The sequence below is a fragment of the Pyxidicoccus sp. MSG2 genome, from assembly GCF_026626705.1.
Taxonomy (GTDB): Bacteria; Myxococcota; Myxococcia; order Myxococcales; family Myxococcaceae; genus Myxococcus.
Map to the genome: position 1 here is coordinate 1519652 of NZ_JAPNKC010000001.1, position 20285 is coordinate 1539936.

At 69.0% G+C, this 20285-nt stretch carries 18 protein-coding genes; 16 read left to right on the forward strand and 2 right to left on the reverse strand.

The window, feature by feature from the left end:
* The first annotated feature begins 162 nt into the window (after window positions 1–162).
* The 16 genes from gspC (at window position 163) to OV427_RS06310 (ending at window position 17271) form a co-directional block, all read left to right on the forward strand.
* Window positions 163–1071 carry a type II secretion system protein GspC gene (gene gspC, locus OV427_RS06235; protein ID WP_267855185.1) on the forward strand — a complete coding sequence of 303 codons (909 nt, stop codon included), beginning with the start codon at window positions 163–165 and terminating at the stop codon, window positions 1069–1071.
* 23 nt (window positions 1072–1094) lie between these two features.
* Window positions 1095–3665, forward strand: coding sequence for a type II secretion system secretin GspD (gene gspD / locus OV427_RS06240; RefSeq protein WP_267855186.1), 2571 nt, complete (start codon window positions 1095–1097; stop codon window positions 3663–3665).
* Entirely contained in the window at window positions 3662–5473 is a 1812-nt protein-coding gene (gene gspE / locus OV427_RS06245) for a type II secretion system ATPase GspE (RefSeq protein ID WP_267855187.1), read from the forward strand. The genes gspD and gspE overlap by 4 nt, the downstream gene beginning before the upstream one ends.
* A gap of 39 nt (window positions 5474–5512) precedes the next feature.
* Entirely contained in the window at window positions 5513–6769 is a 1257-nt protein-coding gene (gspF, locus tag OV427_RS06250; protein ID WP_267855188.1) for a type II secretion system inner membrane protein GspF, read from the forward strand.
* A gap of 14 nt (window positions 6770–6783) precedes the next feature.
* Complete coding sequence (locus tag OV427_RS06255; RefSeq protein ID WP_267855189.1) at window positions 6784–6936, forward strand: hypothetical protein; 153 nt, start codon at window positions 6784–6786, stop codon at window positions 6934–6936.
* A 61-nt stretch (window positions 6937–6997) separates the two neighbouring features.
* Window positions 6998–7426, forward strand: coding sequence for a type II secretion system major pseudopilin GspG (gene gspG / locus OV427_RS06260; protein WP_267855190.1), 429 nt, complete (start codon window positions 6998–7000; stop codon window positions 7424–7426).
* Window positions 7427–7465: 39 nt separating this feature from the next.
* Window positions 7466–7915, forward strand: coding sequence for a type II secretion system protein GspG (locus OV427_RS06265; protein ID WP_267855191.1), 450 nt, complete (start codon window positions 7466–7468; stop codon window positions 7913–7915).
* Window positions 7912–8685, forward strand: coding sequence for a prepilin-type N-terminal cleavage/methylation domain-containing protein (locus tag OV427_RS06270; RefSeq protein ID WP_267855192.1), 774 nt, complete (start codon window positions 7912–7914; stop codon window positions 8683–8685). Before OV427_RS06265 ends, OV427_RS06270 begins: the two co-directional genes overlap by 4 nt.
* Window positions 8682–9611 (forward strand): type IV pilus modification PilV family protein, encoded by a 930-nt coding sequence (locus OV427_RS06275; RefSeq protein ID WP_267855193.1) that lies wholly within the window; start codon window positions 8682–8684, stop codon window positions 9609–9611. The genes OV427_RS06270 and OV427_RS06275 overlap by 4 nt, the downstream gene beginning before the upstream one ends.
* Entirely contained in the window at window positions 9611–10282 is a 672-nt protein-coding gene (locus OV427_RS06280; protein ID WP_267855194.1) for a type II secretion system protein GspJ, read from the forward strand. Before OV427_RS06275 ends, OV427_RS06280 begins: the two co-directional genes overlap by 1 nt.
* The gene (locus OV427_RS06285) at window positions 10282–11673 is read left to right on the forward strand and encodes a general secretion pathway protein GspK (RefSeq protein WP_267855195.1); all 1392 of its coding nucleotides are present in this window, start codon (window positions 10282–10284) and stop codon (window positions 11671–11673) included. The genes OV427_RS06280 and OV427_RS06285 overlap by 1 nt, the downstream gene beginning before the upstream one ends.
* 1 nt (window position 11674) lies before the next feature.
* Window positions 11675–13279, forward strand: coding sequence for a pilus assembly protein PilM (pilM, locus tag OV427_RS06290; protein ID WP_267855196.1), 1605 nt, complete (start codon window positions 11675–11677; stop codon window positions 13277–13279).
* 2 nt (window positions 13280–13281) lie between these two features.
* The gene (gene gspM, locus OV427_RS06295; protein WP_267855197.1) at window positions 13282–13839 is read left to right on the forward strand and encodes a type II secretion system protein GspM; all 558 of its coding nucleotides are present in this window, start codon (window positions 13282–13284) and stop codon (window positions 13837–13839) included.
* 3 nt (window positions 13840–13842) lie between these two features.
* The gene (gspN, locus tag OV427_RS06300; protein ID WP_267855198.1) at window positions 13843–14820 is read left to right on the forward strand and encodes a type II secretion system protein GspN; all 978 of its coding nucleotides are present in this window, start codon (window positions 13843–13845) and stop codon (window positions 14818–14820) included.
* A gap of 99 nt (window positions 14821–14919) precedes the next feature.
* On the forward strand, window positions 14920–16560 hold the full coding sequence (locus tag OV427_RS06305) for a sigma 54-interacting transcriptional regulator (RefSeq protein ID WP_267855199.1): 1641 nt from the start codon (window positions 14920–14922) through the stop codon (window positions 16558–16560).
* Window positions 16561–16761: 201 nt separating this feature from the next.
* Complete coding sequence (locus OV427_RS06310) at window positions 16762–17271, forward strand: RNA polymerase sigma factor (RefSeq protein WP_267855200.1); 510 nt, start codon at window positions 16762–16764, stop codon at window positions 17269–17271.
* A 65-nt stretch (window positions 17272–17336) separates the two neighbouring features.
* Here the strand turns inward: OV427_RS06310 and OV427_RS06315 are convergent, their stop codons facing one another.
* Both OV427_RS06315 and OV427_RS06320 read right to left on the reverse strand, forming a co-directional pair.
* On the reverse strand, window positions 17337–17996 hold the full coding sequence (locus tag OV427_RS06315; protein ID WP_267855201.1) for a hypothetical protein: 660 nt from the start codon (window positions 17994–17996) through the stop codon (window positions 17337–17339).
* Window positions 17996–20173: a S46 family peptidase gene (locus OV427_RS06320; RefSeq protein WP_267855202.1), complete on the reverse strand. Its 2178-nt coding sequence runs from the start codon at window positions 20171–20173 to the stop codon at window positions 17996–17998. The genes OV427_RS06315 and OV427_RS06320 overlap by 1 nt, the downstream gene beginning before the upstream one ends.
* Window positions 20174–20285: the final 112 nt, after the last annotated feature.

The window sequence follows — 20285 nt, forward strand, 5'->3', positions numbered from 1 at the left end:
ACAATTTGTCCGGCGGGGTTCCGGGGGCCGCCCCCCGCCCCGGAGCCGCCTGTCATTCCGGAATAATTCCGCGCCCTTGGCCCGTTGGGCCTGGATTGTCCGACCGGCGCGCGGTGGCACCTGACTTGCTCACCGTGAGGCCGGCTTACTACCGGAAGCGTGATGGAACTCTTCTTTCGAAAATACTTCTGGACGGTGAACCTGCTGTTCATCCTGCTCGTGGCCCTGCTGGCTGCGCGCACGGTGAACCTGTTCGTCGAGTCCGCCATCGCGCCGGTTCCCTCCGGAACGGCGACGCGCGCGCCGACGCAGGCCCGGAGGCCGGAGACGGCCCTGGCCTCGCTCGACATGAACCGGCTGTCGCGGCTCACCGGCATCAAGATTCCGGAGCCCGAGGTCGCCGTGCGGGAGCCGGAGACGCCCCAGCTGGACCCCAACGCGCCGCCGGTGAAGAGCGGCCTGCGGGTGAAGCTGCTGGGCACCCTCGTCGCGGCCAACGCCGACTGGTCCTTCGCGTCCATCCAGGACATGGTGACCCAGCGCTCGCAGACGTACATGGTGGGCAACGCCCTCCAGGGCGCCACCGTGCAGGAAATCGAGCGCGAGCGCGTCATCATCCTCAACAACGGCCGCCGCGAGTTCATCGACGGGCAGCCCGGTGACGGCGCCTTCGTGCCGCCCTCGCCGCCCGTGGCCGTGGCCAACACCACGCCCCCGCCTGGCAACGGCAGCGGCATCCGCGCCACCAGCGACAACGAATACGAAGTCCCGCGCGCGGAGATCGACAAGACGCTCAACAACCTCAACGACGTGGCCATGCAGGCCCGCATCGTTCCCGCGTTCAAGGACGGTCAGGCGGTGGGCTTCAAGCTCTTCTCCATCCGCCCGGACTCCATCTACTCGAAGATTGGCGTACAGAACGGCGACGTCATCCGCCGCATCAACGGGTTCGACCTCAACAGCCCCGAGAAGGCGCTGGAGGTCTACTCGAAGATGAAGGACGCATCCCGCATCGAAATTGAGATCGAGCGCAACGGAGCGCCGATCAAAAAGTCGTACAACGTCCGTTAATCACCCTGCAGCGCTCGCTCTCCATGAAGACGCTCCCGTCCTGGATGCTCTGCCTGTGCCTCGCGCTCGCCGTTCCCGCGCAGGCCCAGCGCCGTCCCCCTCCGCCTGGTACCAACGCGCCCGCCACGCCGGGTGATCGGACGATCACCCCGCAGACCCCCGCCGAAGGCGAGGAGGCCAACCAGGGTCCCCGCCGCACGCCCACGTGCGAGGAGGCCCGGCGCAATGCCCGCTACGGCATCTACTTCGACAAGGTGGAGATCGAGAAGCTCGTCCAGACGGTGGCGGATGCCACCTGCCGCACGTTCATCCTCCCGGAGAACGTGCGCGGGAAGATCTCCATCATCGGCCCGGAGAACGGCCGCGTGGAGGTCAACGCGGATGCCTTCTACTCCGCCTTCCTCGCCGCGCTCGACGCCAACGGCCTGTCCGTCTACCAGCACGGCGGCTTCCTCAAGATTGTCGACAAGCGCTCGGCGAAGCAGAACCCCATCCCCACCATCATCGACGAGGACCAGCCGTACACCACCAACGAGCAGATGGTGACGAAGCTGTTCCGCATCAAGAACGTGGAAGTGGAGCCGCTGCGCGGCGTGCTCCAGCAGCTCGTGTCCAAGGACGGCGACACCATCCCGTACCCGCCGGACACCATCATCGTCAACGACGTGGGCTCCAACATCCACCGCCTGGAGCGCATCATCAACCAGCTGGACAGCCGCGCCGCCAGCGACGAGCTGCGCATCATCCAGATCCAGTACGCCACCGCCCAGGACGTGGCCACCACGGTGCAGCGCCTCTTCGAGGCGAAGGGCGCCCGCGCCGGCACGCGCCCCGGCGGCTTCCAGTCCAACGTGTCCCCCGGCGCCCAGCCGGGCGAGGTCGCCGTGCAGGCCGCCCAGGGCCCGGAGGGCTCCGGGGGCCCGGTGACGCTGTCGCAGATCATCCCGGACGAGCGCACCAACAAGCTCATCATCGTCGCCAGCCCCGCCGCCTTCGACCGCATCCAGGAGCTGGTGTCCCAGCTGGACATCCCCACCACCAGCGGTGGCCGTATCAACGTCTACCCGCTGGAGAACGCCAACGCGGAGGAGCTGGCCAGCACGCTCCAGTCGCTGGCCCAGGGCACCGCCAACCGCCCGCGCAACCCCACTCCGCAGCCGCCTCCGGGCATCCCCCGGGGCCCCACCGGCTCCACGCAGGCCGCGGAGCTGTTCAGCGGTGAGGTGAAGATTTCGGCCGACAAGGGCACCAACTCGCTGGTCATCGTCGCCAGCGCGGCGGACTACAAGAACATCGTCCAGATCATCCAGCAGCTGGACACGCCGCGCCGCCAGGTCTTCGTCGAGGCCGTCATCATGGAGGTCAACCTGAACCGGGACGCCGCGTTCGGCGTCAACCTCCACAGCGGCTTCAGCCTGAAGACGGACGAAGGCGCGGTGCCGGGCCTCATCGGCACCAACAACACCGGCAACGGCCTGCCCCCGTCGCTGTCGCTGGGCAGCCTCGCGCAGTTCGGCGGCTTCCTCGCCGGCCTCCAGGGCCCCGTCATCCCCGCGCTGGAGAAGCTCGGCCTGGACATCCCCGCCTTCGGCGTGGTGCTGCACGCCATGCAGCAGAGCTCGGACGTCAACGTGCTCTCCACCCCGCACATCCTCACCAGCGACAACGAGGAGGCGGAAATCACGGTGGGCCAGAACGTGCCCTTCCAGTCCGGCTTCAACCCCTCGTCGCTGGGCTCCTCCGTGACGGGCGGCACCGGCGGCGGCACCACCGGCGGCCTCGGCGGCATCCTCGGGGGCCTGGGCGGCCTGAGCTCGCTGTACGCGCCGATTACGCGCCAGAACGTGGAGCTGAAGCTCACCGTCAAGCCGCAGATCAACGAGAGCGACTACATCCGCCTCGTCATCAGCGAGCAGACGGAGGAGATTGCCTCGTCGGACCCGGTGCTCGGCCCCACCACCTCGCGCCGCAGCGCGAAGACGACGGTGATTGCCAAGGACCAGGAGACGGTGGTGCTGGGCGGCATCATGCAGGACCGCACCCTGGAGTCCGTCAGCAAGGTGCCGGTGCTGGGTGACATCCCCATCATCGGCCACCTCTTCCGCGAGACGACGCGCAAGAAGACGAAGACGAACCTGCTCCTGTTCCTGACGCCCTACATCATCCGGGGCCCCGAGGACTTCCGCATCATCTTCGAGCGGAAGATGAAGGAGCGGCAGCAGTTCGTGGAGCAGTTCTACGGCCAGGTGCCCGGCTACGACGTGGCGGTGGACTTCAGCCGCAAGCCCGGCCCGATGTCTCGCATGAACCAGGCCGTCCTGAAGGAGCAGCAGCGCGCGGAGAACGGCGGCCCCGGCGCCAATGGCGAGCGCATCATCTCCCCCGCCGGCCAGGCCCCCGTCCGGCCGAACGGGCGCACGACCCCCGCTCCCTCGCCGGCCCCCGCCCAGGGAACGCCTCCGGGTGAACCGCCGGTACGGGAAGTCGAGCCGCCTCCGGCGGGTTCCGATCAACCAGTGCCTGGAGCACCGGCCACCCCCGAGAGCCCGGAGAGCCTGCGTGTCCAGCCTGACCAGGGGGAACAGATTCCATGAACGTGACCGCCGACCCCAGCTTGAACGCCACGGACGCCGTGGCGCCCGCCCGCAACGACGCCACCCAGGTCGTCGCGCACGGCCAGGCCTTCCTCTGCGGTCGGCCGCTGGGGGAGATCCTCCGCGCGCTCGTCCCCTCGCTCACCGAGGAGAAGATCCAGGAGGCCCTCACCGTCCAGACGGAGAAGGGTCAGCGCATCGGCGAGGCGCTGGTGGGGATGCGGGCGGTCACCAACGAGGACGTGGCCAAGGCACTCGGCCACCAGCTCGACCTGCCCTACCTGGCCCGCATCTTCACCGAAGAGGTGGACGCCGAGCTGGTCAAGCGCATCCCCATCAACTTCGCCAAGCAGTCGCACATCCTCCCGCTGTCCATGGAGGGTGATGTCGCCGTCGTCGCCGTGGCGGACCCGTTGGACACGTCCGCGCTGGACCATGTGCGCCTGCTGCTGGGGCAGAGCATCACCCCGCGCATTGCCATGGCCGACACCATCACCGACGCCATCAACAGCGTCTATGACCGCTCCGTCAACGAGGCCGAGCAGCTCGTGGACGAGATGGAGACGCAGGACCTGGACGCCATCGCCCACGAGCTGGACGAGCCCGCGGACCTGCTCGACGTCAACGACGAGGCGCCCGTCATCCGGCTGGTGAACTCGGTGCTGTTCCGCGCCGCCAAGGAGCGCGCGAGCGACATCCACATCGAGCCCATGGAGCGCGAGCTGCTGGTGCGCTTCCGCGTGGACGGCGTGCTGCAGGAGGTCATCAAGCCGCCCAAGCGCTACCAGAACGCGATTGTGTCCCGCGTGAAGGTGATGGGGCAGCTCAACATCGCGGAGAAGCGCCTGCCGCAGGACGGCCGCATCCGCATCAAGCTGGCCGGCCGCGACATCGACATCCGTCTGTCCACCATCCCCACGTCCTTCGGCGAGCGCATCGTCATGCGTCTGCTCGACAAGACGGCGACGCTGCTGGACCTGGCGGAAATCGGCATGAGCCAGGCGACGCTCCACTCGATGGAAGCCGTCATCAAGCGCTCGCACGGCATCATCCTCGTCACCGGCCCCACGGGCTCCGGCAAGACGACGACGCTCTACGGCGCCCTGTCCAAAATCAATACCCCGGACCTCAACATCCTCACCGTCGAGGACCCGGTCGAGTACCAGCTCAAGGGCATTGGCCAGATGGCCATCAACCCGAAGATTGGCCTCACCTTCGCGCAGGGGCTGCGCTCCTTCCTCCGCCAGGACCCCGACGTCATCATGGTCGGCGAAATCCGCGACAAGGAGACGGCGGAAATCGCCATCCAGGCGTCCCTCACGGGCCACCTGGTGCTCTCCACGGTGCACACCAACGACGCCGCCGGCGCGGTGACGCGACTCGTGGACATGGGCGTGGAGCCCTTCCTCGTGGCCTCGTCGCTCACCGGCATCCTCGCCCAGCGCCTCGTGCGCCGCGTGTGCCCGGACTGCCGCGTGGCCTACAAGCCCACGGACGTGGAGATCAAGGAACTGGGCCTCAGCCTCGAGACGTTCAAGGAGCGCTACGGGACGGACCGCATCTACAAGGCCACCGGCTGCCCGTCGTGCAACCGCAACGGCTACCGCGGCCGCACCGGCATCTACGAGTTCCTCCCCGTGGATGACGACATCCGCCAGCTCGTCCTGAAGAACGTGGACGCCTCCAGCATCAAGCGCTCCGCCACCGGCAAGGGCATGACGACCCTGCTGGACGACGGCGCTCGCAAGATTGCCCTCGGCGAGACGACCATCGCGGAAGTGCTGAGCATCACCCAGGAGGACATGTAACCGACAGCTCCTCCCTGGGAGGGGCCGGGGTAACGAGCCATGCCGGTCTTCGAGTACAGAGGTCTCAATTCTTCGGGCAAGCAGGTCAAGGGCCTGCTGGAAGCGGATTCGCCCAAGACGCTGCGCTCCAAGCTGCGCACGGACGGCATCTTCCTCACGGACGTGCTGGCCCAGGCAGAGGGCAGCCGCGCCGCCGTGTCCAAGGGCGCCAACGCGTCGCTCGTGGCGCGCGACATCGACCTGCGCAAGCTGGGCCGGGGCCGCGTCAACACGGACGACGTGGCCATCTTCACCCGGCAGCTCTCCACGCTGCTGCACGCGGGCGTCACCCTGGTGGAGTCCTTGAGCGCGCTGGTGGACCAGGTGGAGAAGGAGCGCTTCAAGCGCGCCCTCTCCGACATCAAGCAGCGCGTGAATGAGGGCTCGTCCCTGGCGGACGCCATGGGCGCCCACCCCAAAATCTTCCCCAGCATCTACGTGAACATGGTGCGCGCGGGCGAGGCCTCGGGCGCGCTCGACGCGGTGCTCACGCGCCTGGCGGACTTCACGGAGAACCAGGCCCGCCTGCAGCAGAAGATTCTGAGCACCATGCTCTACCCGGCCATCATGATGGTGGTGGGCGGCGGCATCCTCGTGGCCCTGATGGTCTTCGTGGTGCCGAAGGTCACGAAGATCTTCGAGACGATGAAGGCCACGCTGCCGTGGAACACGCGCATCCTCATCGCCAGCAGCAACTTCTTCCAGAGCTGGTGGTTCATCATCCTCCCGCTGATGGTGCTGGGAGGCGTCCTCTTCCAGCGCTGGACCAAGAGCCCCAAGGGCAAGCCGAAGTGGGACCGCATCACGCTCAAGGCGCCCGTGGTGGGCAGCCTGGTGCGCCTGCTGGCCATCTCCCGCTTCGCCCGCACGCTGTCCACGCTGCTCAAGAGCGGCGTCCCGCTCCTGGCGGCCATGGACATCGTCAAGGCCGTGATGACCAACGACGTCCTCGCGGAGGTGGTGGAGAAGGCCCGCGACTCCATCCGCGAGGGAGAGAGCATCGCCAACCCGCTCAAGCGCTCAGGTGAGTTCCCTCCCCTCGTGTACCACATGGTCGCCATCGGCGAGCGCTCCGGCCAGCTGGAGGAGATGCTCACCAACGTGGCGGACAACTACGAGACGCAGGTGAATGTGCGCATCGGCGCCCTCACCTCGCTCCTCGAGCCGATGCTCATCGTGGTGATGGGCGCGGTGATTGCATTCGTCGCACTCAGCATCCTGATGCCGATTCTGCAGGTGAACTCGGCGATTCACTGAGGAGTGACGAAGCCATGAACGACACGATGGACCGCTGGATCCAACGCGTCACCCTGGCGGCGATGATTGCCGTGGCGGCGGCGCTGTTGACGGTGGGGGCCCGACTGTACGGCCCCCAGCCAGCGCGTCCGGAGGCGGGAATGGCGGACGGGGCCCGGACGCCCTGACAGGACGACACGCAAACCCTACGGTGGCTTGCCAGAAAGTCACCCGAGACTGAGAGCTGACATGAGCCAGAACACCCAGAAGCAGCAGCGCCGCCGTCGCAACCGCGGCATGACCCTCATCGAGATCATGGTGGTCATCACCATCCTCGGCCTCATCGCCGCCGCGGTGGGCGTCGCCGTGATTCCGCAGCTCGAGGCGGCCCGCCGCGACCGCGCCTCGCTGGACATCAAGAACATCCAGGGCGCGATGAAGCTGTACTACACGAAGAAGGGGAAGTACCCGGACACGGCCTCCGGCCTGGGCGCGCTGGTGGAGACGCAGACGCTCGAGCAGATGCCCAAGGACCCCTGGAACAACGACTACGTGTACATCAACGAGGGCGGCAAGCCCGTCATCATCTCCTACGGCGCGGACGGCACCGCCGGCGGCGAGGGCAACGACGCGGACATCTCGTCCGCGGACGGGAACGCCGCCGCCAACAACAAGTGAAGAAGTAGCGCACCGCGCGTGTTGAACAGGGCCTTGGGTATGAACGAGCACGCCTCCACCACATCCCCCACGCCCTCCCCGGAGGGACAGGACCGCCCGCAGCGGCTGGGGCGGCTCATCCTGGTCCTCGTCGTCTCGGTCGCCACGGGTCTGGCCTTCCTGCTGGTCTGGCTGACCAACGACCCCTCGCTGACGCCCGAGCAGCGCCGCGCCCGCGCGGAGATCCGCAAGCTGGAGGGGCTCTTCAAGTCCCACCACCGGCTGATGGGCCGCTTCCCCTCGAAGGAAGAGGGCTTCACCCCGCTCATCCAGGCCCAGCTGATTGAGGGCCCGCCGGTGGACCCCTGGGGCCACCCGTACGTGTACTGGATGGATGGGCAGAGCGGCGCCGTCGTCTCCTACGGGGCGGACGGCAAGCCGGGCGGCAAGGGCCCGGACGCGGACCTGAGCAGCGGCGGCACGCTGGCCGCGAACTGGGAGCAACCATGACGCAACCCACCCCGTTGCGTCGCCGCGCGAACCTCCGGACGCGGCGCGGGCCGACGCCTGCGCGCCACCGGGCCCAGCGCGGGCTGACGCTCATCGAAATCTCCATCGCCATCATCATCGTCGCGATGCTCTTCTCCGCGGCGGTGATGGGCATCGGCTCCCTCACCGGCGCCAAGGCGAAGGGCTCCGCGGGAGAGATGGCGGGCCTCATCCGCTCGCTCTACGACTCGGCCGCGCTGCGCGGCAAGACGTGCCGCCTGGTCTTCGAGATTCCGGAGCCGAAGTCCGAGGAGCCCACCCGCTACCACGCCGAGTGCGCCGAGGGCGGCGTGACGACGTCGCGGGACAGGGACAGCGCGCTGCGCGACGAGAACAGCGAGCGCGAGCGGAACGAGCGCGCGGGAGGCAAGGCCCCGCCCGGCGAGACGCGCCGCAACTACCTGGTGTCCAGCAGCGGGGACGCGCCGAGCGCGACGGAGCTGATGGAGGGCGAGAAGCAGCGCGTGGAGAGCGCGGCGCGCTTCTCGTCGTACACGTCGGAAGAGGTGCCCGCGCGTGAGCTGCCGCCGGACGTGAAGGTGTCGGTGTGGACGCGCCAGCAGCGCGAGCCGGTGGAGAGCGGCGTGGCCTATCTCTACTTCTTCCCGCAGGGCTACACGGAGAAGGCGTACGTGTACCTGAGGCAGGGAGACAACGTCTGGACGCTGGACGTGTCACCCCTCACCGGCAAGGTGCAGGTGGTGGCCGAAGCGCTGGAGGTGCCGCGATGAGACGCAACAAGGGCTTCACCCTGCTGGAAGTCGTCGTGGCGCTCGCCATCCTCGCGATGGCGCTCATGGCCATCTTCGACCTGAACTCCGGCGCCATCGCCAACCACGTCTACACCAAGCGGCTCACCGTGGCGTCGCTCCTGGCCCGCTCGAAGATGACGGACCTGGAGCAGAAGCTCTACGACGACGGCTTCTCCAACGACGACGACGAGGAGTCCGGTGACTTCTCCGACGACGGCTGGCCCCAGTTCAAGTGGCGCGCGCGCATCATCGCCCCCAAGACGGAGGGCGTGACGCCGGACCAGCTCATCGGCGCCATCTTCAACCTGCCCATCGGCGGCGACAGCGGCGGCGGCGACGACCCCATGGCGGGCATCGCCGGCCTCTTCGGCGGCGGTGGTGGGGCGAGCGGCGGCAAGGACGGCTCCGGCGGTCCGCAGCCCGCGGGCATGGGCGGAATGGGCGGCGCGGCCATGGGCATGGCGCAGCCCATGTTCACGCAGATGGTGCAGCAGATCACCCAGACGGTGCGCGAGGTGCACCTCACCGTCTTCTGGCAGGAAGGCACGCAGCTGGAGAGCATCGACCTGGTGACGCACGTGGTGTCCCTGGGGCCGGGCTCGGACCGCAACGGCGGCGCGGCCTTCAACCAGCAGCAGGGGCAGCAGCCGGGTGACCAGCAGAACAACTGGGTGGACCCGAACACGGGCATCATCGTCCCCAACCCCACCCCCGGTCCCAACGGCACCATGCTGCACCCGCAGACGCGCGCGCCGCTCGTGCGCCAGGACGTCTTCAACAACCAGCGCAACGGCGGCGCCAGCCCGCCGCGGCCCGGCAACGGCGGCATCGTCCCGGGTGGGCAGGGCAACAACCCGCTGGGCAACATCAAGATCCCCGGCTTCCCGAGGAGGAACACCCAGTGATGAGGCGCCACGCGAGAGGCTTCACGCTGATGGAGGTCATGGTGGCCGTCGCCATCACCGCCCTGATGGGCACGGTGGTGGCCATGGCCTTCCAGACGGGAATCACCGCCAAGGACACGGTGGAGACGGACGCGGACCGCTACCGCCAGGTGCGCGTGGCCATGAACCGCATGGCGCGCGAGGTCGGCTCCGCGTACGTGAGCGACCGCTTCGACCTCAAGCGCTTCCGGGACCAGAACGACCGGCCCACCAACTTCGTGGGCGAGCGGGACAAGCTGATGTTCACGACGTTCTCGCACCAGCGCCTGTACACGGACGTGAAGGAGTCCGACCAGGCGGTGGTGGAGTACTTCGTGGAGGCGTCCAGCGACCGCGAGGCGCGCGGGCGGCAGGACCTCAAGCGCCGCGTCAACCCCAACGTGGATGACCGGATGGACCGCGGCGGCACCACGGACACCCTCTTCGAGGGCGTCAAGGGGCTGGAGTTCGCGTACTGGAATTCAGAGAAGAAGGAGTGGGACGACGAGTGGGACACGCGGCGCACGGAGCTGAAGGCCATCCTGCCCACCCGCGTGCGCATCACCGTCACGGCCGTGGACGAGTCCGGGAAGGAAGCGAAGTACACCACCCAGGCCCGAATCATGCTCAACACGGAGCTCCCGAGGTACTGATGCCCCGCTCCTTCTTCAGACAGACGTCCCGCCGCCGCCGCCCGTCTTCCGGTGCGCCCGGCGCTCCCGCGGCCCCTGGAGGCAAGCGCGAGCGGGGCGTGGCGCTCATCATCGCCATCGTCTCCATCGCCCTCCTCACGGTGATTGCGACCGAGTTCGCGTACAACAGCCGGGTGGACCTGCAGCTGGCGGCCAACCAGCGGGACGAGGTGCGCGCGTACTACATGGCGCGCTCGGGCATCGCCCTGTCCCGGCTGCTCTTGCGCTTCCAGAAGCAGGTGGACCAGACGCCCATCCCCAACCCGGCGTCCATCCTCGCGCAGCTGGGCATCGGCGGCACCCCGCAGCAGGGCGGCCAGCAGACGCCCCAGCCGACGTCGCTCAACATCCAGCTCTACAAGATGGCGCGTGTGGACTGCCACATGCTCAAGGGGCTGGTGAAGAGCGACGCGGGCGGCGGGGAGACGGAAGCCCTGAAGCCGGCGGAGGACGACTCGAAGTTCAAGATGGACGACGCGGAAGCGGACCCGGCCTCGCAAGAGGTGGCGGCGCAGATGACGAAGCGCTCCTTCGGCGGCTTCGAGGGCTGCTTCCTCGCCACGATTACGGACGAGGAGGAGAAGCTCAACGTCCACCGCCTGATGGCCGGCGCCGGCGACGCGTACCCCACCATGTTGCGCATGCTGGACATGTTCAACGACAAGCGCTTCGAGTTCCTCTGGGAGCGCGACGACGCGAACAAAGTCCGCAGCACGTCGCAGGACGTTGTGATTGCCATCAAGGACTGGGCGGACGACGACGAGGTGGGCTCGGCCATCAATCTGGTGGATGCAACCAACCCCATGCCCGCCGGCTTCTCCGACGAGGGCGCGAACTACAGTCGCTACGAGCCTTCCTACGAGCCGAAGAACGCGCGCTTCGACAGCCTGGACGAGCTGTACCGGGTGCACGGGGTGAACGACCAGTTCATGTCCGCGTTCCGCGACAGGCTCACGGTGTACCCGGACATCAACCGCCGGCCCAACATCAACACGGACGACCCGGTGATGATGGGGCTGGCCATCATGTCCGTCGCGGACCCGGCGCACCCGGACCCGCGCCTGACGGACCCGGTGTTCCTCAACGAGCTCATCAACCGCGTCCGTTCCGCGCGCATGTTCAGCTTCTTCGGCATGTCGGTGCAGGACTTCGTCGCCGTCGTCGAGTCGGCGGGAATTCCCATCAACCCGGCCGTGAAGTCCAACGTGGCGGGCAACCGCCTCGTGGGCGACAAGAGTCAGACGTTCACCATCAAATCCGTGGGAGAGGCGGGCAGCGTGCAGAAGACGCTCACCGCCGTGGTCCGGCTGGACGACACGCTGGGACGCCTCCTGTACTGGAGAGAGGAATAGCATGGCCCGCATTCTTGGCCTGGACCTCGGCAGCCACTCCGTCAAGGGAGTGGTGCTGGAGTCCAAGACGAAGGGACACGGAGTCCGGGGGTTCGCCGAGGTCCGGCGCGCCGCCGAGGGAGAGCGCGCGGACACCCTGCGCGCCGCGGTGCAGGAGCTGCTCGGCCAGCTCCCGCCGGGGCACGCGGACCAGGTCGTCATCGCCCTGCCCGGCCCGTCGCTGATTACGCACGCGCTGAGCCTGCCCTACTCCGACGGCAAGAAGATCGAAGCGACGCTGCCCTTCGAGATTGGCAGCCAGCTGCCCTTCGACATCTCCGAGGTGGTCTACGACTACCAGGTGGTGGCGCTGAAGGACACGGATGGCAAGGAGAAGGCCAGCGAGCTGCTGGTGGGCGTGGTGCGCAAGGAGGAGCTGGAGTCGCTCCTCGCGCTGCTCGAAGAGCTGAAGGTGGACCCGCGCATCGTCACGCACCCGGGCCTCGCCTACCAGAACCTGCTCCAGCAGCACCCGGGCCTCTTCGAGGGCACGGGCGAGGGCGGCGCGGTGGCGGTGGTGGACATCGGCCACGAACGCACCTCGGTGTCCTTCGGCAAGCCGGGCACGGGCGTGTTGTTCGCGCGCACCTTCGCGGGCGGCGGGCGGGACTTGTCCAAGGCGCTGGCCACCGAGTTCCAGACGTCGCTGGCGGAGGCACACCACTGGAAGGAGCAGCACGGGGCCATGGCCAGCGCGGCGCAGGGCCCGGACGCGGAGCGCGCGGCGGGGGCCTTCGTGCGCGGCCTGCAGCCGGTGCTGCGCGAGCTGCGCCCCACGCTCAAGGCCTTCACTGCCCGCACCCGCCAGCAGGTGGGCGCGGTGGTGCTGTGCGGCGGCACCGCGCGCATGCCCGGCCTGGCCGAGCAGCTCTCGCGGGACTTGAACCTGCCGGTGCGGGTGCTGGCGCTGCCCGCGGACGCGGCGGACGCCATCCCCGCGGCGACGCAGCCGGCGGCGGCCCAGGCGTACGCGCTGGCGCTGCGGGGCAACGCGACGGGCGCGAAGGCGCCGCGCTTCAACTTCCGCCGGGGTGAGCTCTCCTTCAAGGGCGACTTCGACTACATGAAGGACAAGCTGGGGTTGCTGGCCTCGTTCGCGGCCACGCTCCTGTTGCTCCTCATCGCCTTCGGCGTGGTGCGCAACTCGGTGCTGTCGCGCCGCGAGGCGCAGGTGGATGCCGTGCTGTGTGACACCACCCAGCGCATCCTCGGCCGCTGCGAGAAGGACTACAACCGCGCGCTGAGCATGCTCAAGGGCGTGGAGAGCCCGGCGGCGGCGCTGCCCAAGGTCACCGCGGTCAACCTGCTCGCGGAGGTGACGCAGCGGGTGCCGGAGAGCGTCCCGGTGAAGTTCGACCGGATTCAAATCGACCTGGACCGGGTCATCCTCCAGGGGGAGACGGACTCCTCGAAGATGGTGGACACGCTGTCCAATGCGCTCAAGGACCACGCCTGCTTCAAGGACGTGAAGCAGGGCAAGGTGGAGCGCACGCGCGATGGGACGAAGGTGACGTTCCGGCTGGACGTCCAGGTCCAGTGCCCGGGTGACATGGGCGGGGAGAGCTAGTCATGGCCAGGGTTTCTGAAGTCTTCGCGCCGGTGACGACGTGGTTCGAGCGGCTGAGCGACCGCGAGCGGCGCATGGTGTCCATCGCCGGCGCCGCGCTGCTGACGTTCATCGTCTTCGCGGTGCTGGTGGGGTTCGCCAACAGCGCGTCCGGCTACCGGAAGCGGACGCAGGACAAGCTGGCCAAGCTGCAGGAGGTGCAGGCACTCGCGGCCAGCTACCGCGAGGCGCAGGCGGCCCGGCAGTCGGTGGAGCAGCAGCTCACGTCCAGCAACGTGCAGCTCATCAGCTACATCGAGGACAAGGCCACGGCGGCCGGCCTCCAGGCTCCCAACATGACGCCCAAGGGAGACGTGGGCGTGGGTGACGGGAAGATCATCGAGAGCAGCGTGGAGCTGAACTTCACGGACGTGGACCTGCGCAAGCTGACGGACTTCCTCCGCACGGTGGAGAGCGGGCCGGGCGTGGTGAAGGTGAAGTACCTGCGCATCGAGCCGAGGCCCGCCTCGGACACGCTGGCGGCGTGGACCACCGTCGCCACCTACCGGATGAAGCAATAGCCCATGCCTCCTGAAACCAAGACCGCTCGCTGGAAGGTGTTCCTCGGCTACGCCGCGTTCGCGGTGGTGGCCTTCGTCTTCGGCCTGTTCGTCACCTTCCCGTACGACGCCATCCGCGGCCGGCTCGTCACGGAGGCGGCGCAGGCGGGGCTCGCCGTGCGCATCGGCTCGCTGCGTCCGGGACTGGCGGGCGTCACCGCCACCCAGGTGCGCGTGAGCAAGCCGCCGCAGCCGCTGAGCGCGGAAGTCGTCGCGGCCCTGGCCTCCGGCGAGGGCAACGTGCCGGGCGCGCTGGAGCTGGGCGAGCCGCTGATGTTCGACTCGGTGGCGGTGCGCCCCACCCTCTTCCCGCCCGGCGTGGCGGTGCGTGCGAGTGCCATGGGCGGCACGCTGACCGCGTCCGTCGGTGGCCTGGGTGACGTGAAGGTGCACGCGGAGGCGGACGGGCTGAAGGCGTCCGGCGGCAACCTGCCGGCCTTCACCGGCATGGACATGGAGGGCGAAATCAACGGCGTCCTCGCGCTGACGCTGCCCAAGGGCAAGAACACCGCGGACGCGGACCTGTCCCAGGCGGACGGCGAGCTGACGCTGGATACCAAGGGGCTGGTCATCAAGGGCGGCAAGGTGTCGCTGCCCATGGGCGGCGGACAGGCGGTGCCCATGGACCTGCCGCGCGTCACGCTGGGCGCGCTCACCGGCCGCATCCAGTTCGAGAAGGGGCTGGGCACCGTGCAGACGCTGCGCCTCAAGAGCGAGGACCTGGAGGCGCTGGCCACCGGAACGCTGAAGCTGGGCAAGAAGCTGGAGTACAGCGAGCCGGCCATGGACGTGAACGTCAAGCTGGACCCCGACTTCCAGAAGCGCCTGGGCATCCTCGGCGCGGGCGTCACCATCCTCCCGCCGGACAAGAAGGACCCCAGCTTCCGCGCCGCGCGACTTGCCGGCTTCCTCAACCGGCCCACCTTCCTGCCTCGCCGGTAGCCTCCCGCCTTCCCCCGCGCCCTACCCGGGGCGTGGGGTTGAAAGGTGAACACCCGCCGTGTAAAGCCCCTGGCATACCGACCTGCCGGGAGAGGCTGGATGCCGGAGCTGGTGTTCTTTCGTCGTGGCGAGGAGGTGTTGAGGGTGGCGGTGGACCGGGCCCGGTTGGTGCTCGGTCGCGGCGAGCAGAGCGACGTCGCCATCCCCGACCCGGAGGTGAGCCGCCAGCAGGTGGCCCTCCTGTGGGACGGCGAGCGCTGCCGGGTGGAAGACCTGTCCGGCAAGGGCACCACCGTGGCCGGGCAGCCCGTCACCCAGGGTGAGCTGCCCGACGGCGCGGACCTGGCGCTGGGCCAGTGGCGCGCGGTGTTCCGCCTGCGCGCCGGCGGCGACGGTGCGGACGTCACCACCGAGGTGGGGCACACCACGTCCGTGCAGGCCCCGGACGCGAAGGCCGCGCGCTGGCAGCCGGCGCAGGTGCGTGTGAAGCAGGGACTCAACGAGTCCGTGCACCGCTTCACGGGCGAGGGCTTCACCGCGGGCAAGGATGCCGCCTGCGACCTCGTGCTCACCGACCGCTTCGCGTCCAGCCGGCACCTCAAGGTGAGCCGGCGCGACAACACCTTCCACGTGGTGGACCTGCGCTCCACCAACGGCACCTGGCTGGGCCCGGTGCGCATCTTCGAGGCGGAGGTGCCGCTGCCCACCGTGCTGCGCGTGGGCGAGACGGAGCTGGTGCTCGAGGCCGCGGCCTCCGCGGCGCGCAAGGAGGTGGCGGACTTCCACGGCATCATCGGCTCGGACCCGTCGGTGCGGCAGTTGGCGGAGCTGATTGAGCGCGTGGCGCCGTCGTCCGCGGCGGTGACGGTGCTGGGCGAGTCCGGCACGGGCAAGGAGCTGGTGGCGCGCGCCATCCACGGCTGCTCGCAGCGGGCGAACCGGCCCCTCATCCCCGTCAACTGCGCGGCCATCTCCAAGGAGCTCATCGAGAGCGAGCTGTTCGGCCACGAGAAGGGCTCCTTCACCGGCGCGGCCAACGCGCGCAAGGGGGCCTTCGAAGAGGCCGACGGGGGCACGCTCTTCCTGGACGAGATTGGCGAGCTGCCATTGGACTTGCAGGCCAAGCTGCTGCGCGCGCTGGAGGGTGGGGAAATCAAGCGCGTGGGCGCCAGCCGCCCGCTGCAGGTGGACGTGCGGGTGGTGGCGGCCACCAACCGGGATTTGCTGGCGGCAGCGCGTGAGGGCCGCTTCCGCGAAGACTTGTACTACCGGCTCTGCGTCATCCCCCTGCACCTGCCGCCGCTGCGCAGCCGCAAGGGCGACCTGCCCGGACTGGCCGAGCACTTCCTGCGCACCTATGCGCCGCGCGGGCAGGCCATCCGCTTCACCCCGGCCGCCCTGGAGCGCCTGCAACACCACGCGTGGCCGGGCAACATCCGCGAGCTGCGCAACGTGGTGCACCGTGCGCTGCTGCTGCGCAAGGGGCCCGTCATCGACGCGTCTGACGTGTCCTTCGACCAGGAGCTGAACCGCGACACGGGCATCTCCGTGCCCGAGATTCCGCCCGGCATGACGCTGGAGCAGATGCTGGAGAAGCTGGAGCGGCAGATCGTCGAGGCGGCGCTGAAGCGCTGCAACAACAACCGCGAGCGCGTGGCGCGCGAGCTGGGCGTGGCGCGCTCCACCCTCTTCAAGCGGCTGAAGGACTGGGGCCTGACGAAGCAGGACGAGCAGGAGTAGCCCCGCGTCCGTTTCCAGGAGAGGTGCGTGTCTGCTCCCCAGGGGAGGTGCGTATCCGCACCCCAGGGAGGTGGGCGTGTCGGCCTTCCGACACGCAGGGTGAAGAAGCCCTTGCTCCACGCGGCGATAGATCCTTCTGGCGGCTGGTGCGTTCCCACTCCTGGCAGTCCCCACCCGGGGTGTTCCAGGAGACCACCCGTCATGCACGCCGCCTTCATCTCGCTTCCGCCCCTCTCGCAGCTGTACCTGGAGCACCGTCCCCGTGCGCTGGCCATTGCCCGGCGCATCGTCGGCGACACCGACGACGCGGAGGATGTGGTGCAGGACGTCTTCGCCCGGCTGGCTCGCAGGGCCCCGGGCTTCGGAGGCCGGGCGGCGTGGACGACCTGGCTCCACAGGGTCATGGTGAACAGCAGCATCAACTGGCTGCGCGCGCGCAAACGCCGCGAGCGGCTGAACCATGAGCCCCAGGAGCCACTGTCGCCCGAACTGCTCGCGGTGGGCGCGGAGATGGAGCGCCACTTCGGCGAGGCCCTGGACGACATCAACGAGCAGCAGCGCCAGGTGCTCTACCTGCGCGAGGTGCGCGGCCTGAGCTACCCGGAGATTGCGCGCCTCTTGCGCATCCCCGAGGGCACGGTGAAGAGCACCCTGCACCGCGCCCGGCAGCGCGCGCTGACGCTCATGGAGGCACGGGGCCAGCAGCCCTGACGCCACCGGGTGCCGTGAGGCACCGCCGGGCCGCGGGAGAACGAGCCCGCGGCCCGTGCTCGCGGCTACTCGTCGCCCTTGGCGCCGACGAACTGGTCCGATTTGTCCTTGAAGAGGACGTTGAAGCTGGTGAGCGAGCCGTAGACGCGGGTGATGTAGCTCTGCATCTCCACCTTCTCCGCGTCCGTCAGCTTGGGGTGCGCGTTGAGCTTCTGCTCCAGCACCCGCAGCCTGTCGCGCACCATGACGACCTTGTGGAACAGGTTGTCGATGGGCAAATCCCTGGCCTGAAGCTCCGGGTTGCCGGGGACGAGCCGCAGCGTGCCTCCCTCCCACTTGTTGGCCAGCGGCGGCGACTCGCCCATGCCGGACGCCTCCCGGAAGATTTCCATCAGCTCTTCACGCGTCATGCTCAGCCCTTCCAGGTCCACTTCTTCTTGAGGGTCCACGCGGCGCCGCACCACCACCGGCGCCACGCTGCGCGCGGAACGCTCGCGCGAGGAGACAGTCGGCGGCAGGGGCGCGGCGCTCCCCTTGGGCACGAACTTGTCGCAGATGGGTGCGGAAGGCGGGAACATGCCGCGCCACGAATGCAGGCGGCACGTCCCCACCCAGCCCCGCCGCTCCTCGACGGAGTGCGGGCTGAACAGCTTGCAGTTGGCGCACACCCGCTCGTCCGGCTTGAAGACGGGCAGGGGCAGCGAGCCGTTCTCCGCGTCCGACATCAGCGCGTCTCCCTCACCACGGGCGGGCCCTTGCGCACGCCCAGTTCGCGCAGCAGCGCGTCCGCATCCTCCACCTGGTCCAGCGTCCAGAGGATGTAGCGCACGTCCACGCTGACATTGCGGGCCACGTCCGGGTTGTAGCCGAAGTCGTTGGCCACGTTCTCCCAGACGCGGTCGAAATTCACGCCGACGAGCTGGCCCTTGCCATTCACCGTGGGGCTGCCCGAGTTGCCGCCCGTTGTGTCCGCGTCCGACAGGAAGTCCACCGGCACGTCCTTCAGCCGCGGGTCCATCCAGGTGCCATAGCGCTTCGCCTCGGCCGTCTTGGAGAACTTCTCCGGCACGTCGAAGGGCTCCTCGCCGGTGTGCTTGGCCAGCATGCCCGACAGCGTCGTCTGCGGCGTGTACACGGCACCGTCGCGCGGCGAGTAGCCCTGCACCTTCGCGAAGGACACGCGCAGGGTGCCGTTGGCGTCCGGCGCCACCGGCTTGCCCGCGTGGGCCAGCACGGCCTTGCGCCACTCCGGCCGCAGGCGCAGCGTGGCGCCGTCGCGACGGTCCTCGACCTCGTCCAGGGCGGTCAGCTCCTTCGCCAGGTCCAGGCCGAAGGCGAGCAGCGGGTCCTTGCGGGCCTGGAGCTGCGCGACCGTCTCGCCCGCCATCTTCATGCGCTCGTCGAGCGTCAGCACCTTCGTGCCGGCGTACATGGCGTCAATCTTCGCGACGGCGTCCTTCTCGGAGAACGTCTTGCCGAAGTGCGTGTCCACGGCGGCGATGCGCTCGTCCGGGCCCAGCGCCTGCGCGCGCTTGACGAAGGCGAGCAGCAGGCGCTTGTCCGCGGCGAGGAAGAGGTTCTTCTGCTCGCGCTCCAGGCGGTCCTTGAGGCGCGGCAGCTCGCGGTCCATGTACTCCGGGCGGCGCTCCAGGTCCGGCTTCGCATGCTCCGCGGCGAGGCGGGACAGCGTCGCCGCCAGCGCGGGGCCGCGCGCCAGGCGCATCACGTTGTTCAGGAGGAACTCGCGCTCGAACACCTTCGCGTTGGCGGCCTCCTCGGCCAGCAGCGCGTCACGGGCCGCGAGGGCCGGGGCCCACTTCGCGCCGCCCTTCTTCGCCCAGGCGGCCACCGCGGCCTCCGCGGTGTGCTGCTTCTCCACGAGGTGGCCGCGCTTGAGGCCCTCGAGCTGGCCGCCCGCGTTCTTGTAGACGTTGTGCAGGCCCTTGAGCTGCGAGGCGACGGCAATCTTCCCGGTGGCGTCCTTGCCGCCCTCCTCCTCGAGGATGCGGATGGCCTCGCCGTACACGTCGCGCATGCGCGGGTAGACGCGCGACTGGCGCGACGCCATCTCCTCCGCGAGCAGCGCGCGGTAGGTGCGGCCCGGGTAGCCCAGCACCATGACGAAGTCGTTGGGCTTCACGCCCTCGGTGGCCAGGGGGAAGAAGAACTCCGCCTTGTAGGGGACGTTCTTCTCGCTGTACGGGGCGGAGCTGCCGTCCGGCGCGGTGTACGCGCGGATGATGGCGAAGTCACCGGTGTGGCGCGGCCACATCCAGTTGTCCTCCTCGCCGCCGTACTCGCCCACCGCGCGGGGCGGCGCGTAGACGAGCCGCGCGTCCGCCAGCTCCACCGCGTCCACCAGCGTGTAGTTGAGGCCGCCGTCGAAGGTCGCCACCTGGCAGCGGGTGGCGGGGCGCTTCTCGCACTCGGCGACCAGCTCCTTCTGCTTGCGCTCGATGGCCTGGTAGCGCGCGAGGTCGTCCGCGCCGGCCGGCACCGCGGCGAGCACGTCCTTCGTCACGTCCTTGAAGCTGCGGGGCACCTGCACGCGCGCCCCCTTGCCGGGCAGCTCGTCCCCGGGCTTGGACGCGAGGAAGCCGTCGGTGATGAGGTCGCGCTTCGGGCTGCTGTGCTCCTGGATGATGCCGAAGGCACAGTGGTGGTTGGTGATGACGAGGCCGGAGGCGGAGATGAAGGCGCCGGTGCACCCCCCGACGTTGACCGCGCCCGCGAGCAGGCCGGTACCGCGCTGGGGGTCCCACAGCTTCTTGGGAGGCACCTGGAGACCCTGGGCGCGAAGCCACGCCGGATCCAGCTCCAGGACCTGCTGGGGAGTCCACTTGCCTTCACCGGCCAGGGCCGGGGCAGCCACGAGCGACAGGAGGAGAAGCGTCTTCTTCATGGTGCCTCTTCCCTACCCCGTCCGGCGCCCGCACGCGACCCCCCTTTCTTCAACGCCTTGCGGCAGGGATTTTCCAGGAACAGGGACCGGGCTTATGTGTTGGGGTGTCCCA

Bases quoted from the DNA above. Each gene is read 5' to 3' on its own strand.
- gspC (WP_267855185.1), top strand. From the start codon at position 163: ATGGAACTCTTCTTTCGAAAATACTTCTGGACGGTGAACCTGCTGTTC.
- gspD (WP_267855186.1), top strand. From the start codon at position 1,095: ATGAAGACGCTCCCGTCCTGGATGCTCTGCCTGTGCCTCGCGCTCGCC.
- gspE (WP_267855187.1), top strand. From the start codon at position 3,662: ATGAACGTGACCGCCGACCCCAGCTTGAACGCCACGGACGCCGTGGCG.
- gspF (WP_267855188.1), top strand. From the start codon at position 5,513: ATGCCGGTCTTCGAGTACAGAGGTCTCAATTCTTCGGGCAAGCAGGTC.
- OV427_RS06255 (WP_267855189.1), top strand. From the start codon at position 6,784: ATGAACGACACGATGGACCGCTGGATCCAACGCGTCACCCTGGCGGCG.
- gspG (WP_267855190.1), top strand. From the start codon at position 6,998: ATGAGCCAGAACACCCAGAAGCAGCAGCGCCGCCGTCGCAACCGCGGC.
- OV427_RS06265 (WP_267855191.1), top strand. From the start codon at position 7,466: ATGAACGAGCACGCCTCCACCACATCCCCCACGCCCTCCCCGGAGGGA.
- OV427_RS06270 (WP_267855192.1), top strand. From the start codon at position 7,912: ATGACGCAACCCACCCCGTTGCGTCGCCGCGCGAACCTCCGGACGCGG.
- OV427_RS06275 (WP_267855193.1), top strand. From the start codon at position 8,682: ATGAGACGCAACAAGGGCTTCACCCTGCTGGAAGTCGTCGTGGCGCTC.
- OV427_RS06280 (WP_267855194.1), top strand. From the start codon at position 9,611: ATGAGGCGCCACGCGAGAGGCTTCACGCTGATGGAGGTCATGGTGGCC.
- OV427_RS06285 (WP_267855195.1), top strand. From the start codon at position 10,282: ATGCCCCGCTCCTTCTTCAGACAGACGTCCCGCCGCCGCCGCCCGTCT.
- pilM (WP_267855196.1), top strand. From the start codon at position 11,675: ATGGCCCGCATTCTTGGCCTGGACCTCGGCAGCCACTCCGTCAAGGGA.
- gspM (WP_267855197.1), top strand. From the start codon at position 13,282: ATGGCCAGGGTTTCTGAAGTCTTCGCGCCGGTGACGACGTGGTTCGAG.
- gspN (WP_267855198.1), top strand. From the start codon at position 13,843: ATGCCTCCTGAAACCAAGACCGCTCGCTGGAAGGTGTTCCTCGGCTAC.
- OV427_RS06305 (WP_267855199.1), top strand. From the start codon at position 14,920: ATGCCGGAGCTGGTGTTCTTTCGTCGTGGCGAGGAGGTGTTGAGGGTG.
- OV427_RS06310 (WP_267855200.1), top strand. From the start codon at position 16,762: ATGCACGCCGCCTTCATCTCGCTTCCGCCCCTCTCGCAGCTGTACCTG.
- OV427_RS06315 (WP_267855201.1), bottom strand. From the start codon at position 17,996: ATGTCGGACGCGGAGAACGGCTCGCTGCCCCTGCCCGTCTTCAAGCCG.
- OV427_RS06320 (WP_267855202.1), bottom strand. From the start codon at position 20,173: ATGAAGAAGACGCTTCTCCTCCTGTCGCTCGTGGCTGCCCCGGCCCTG.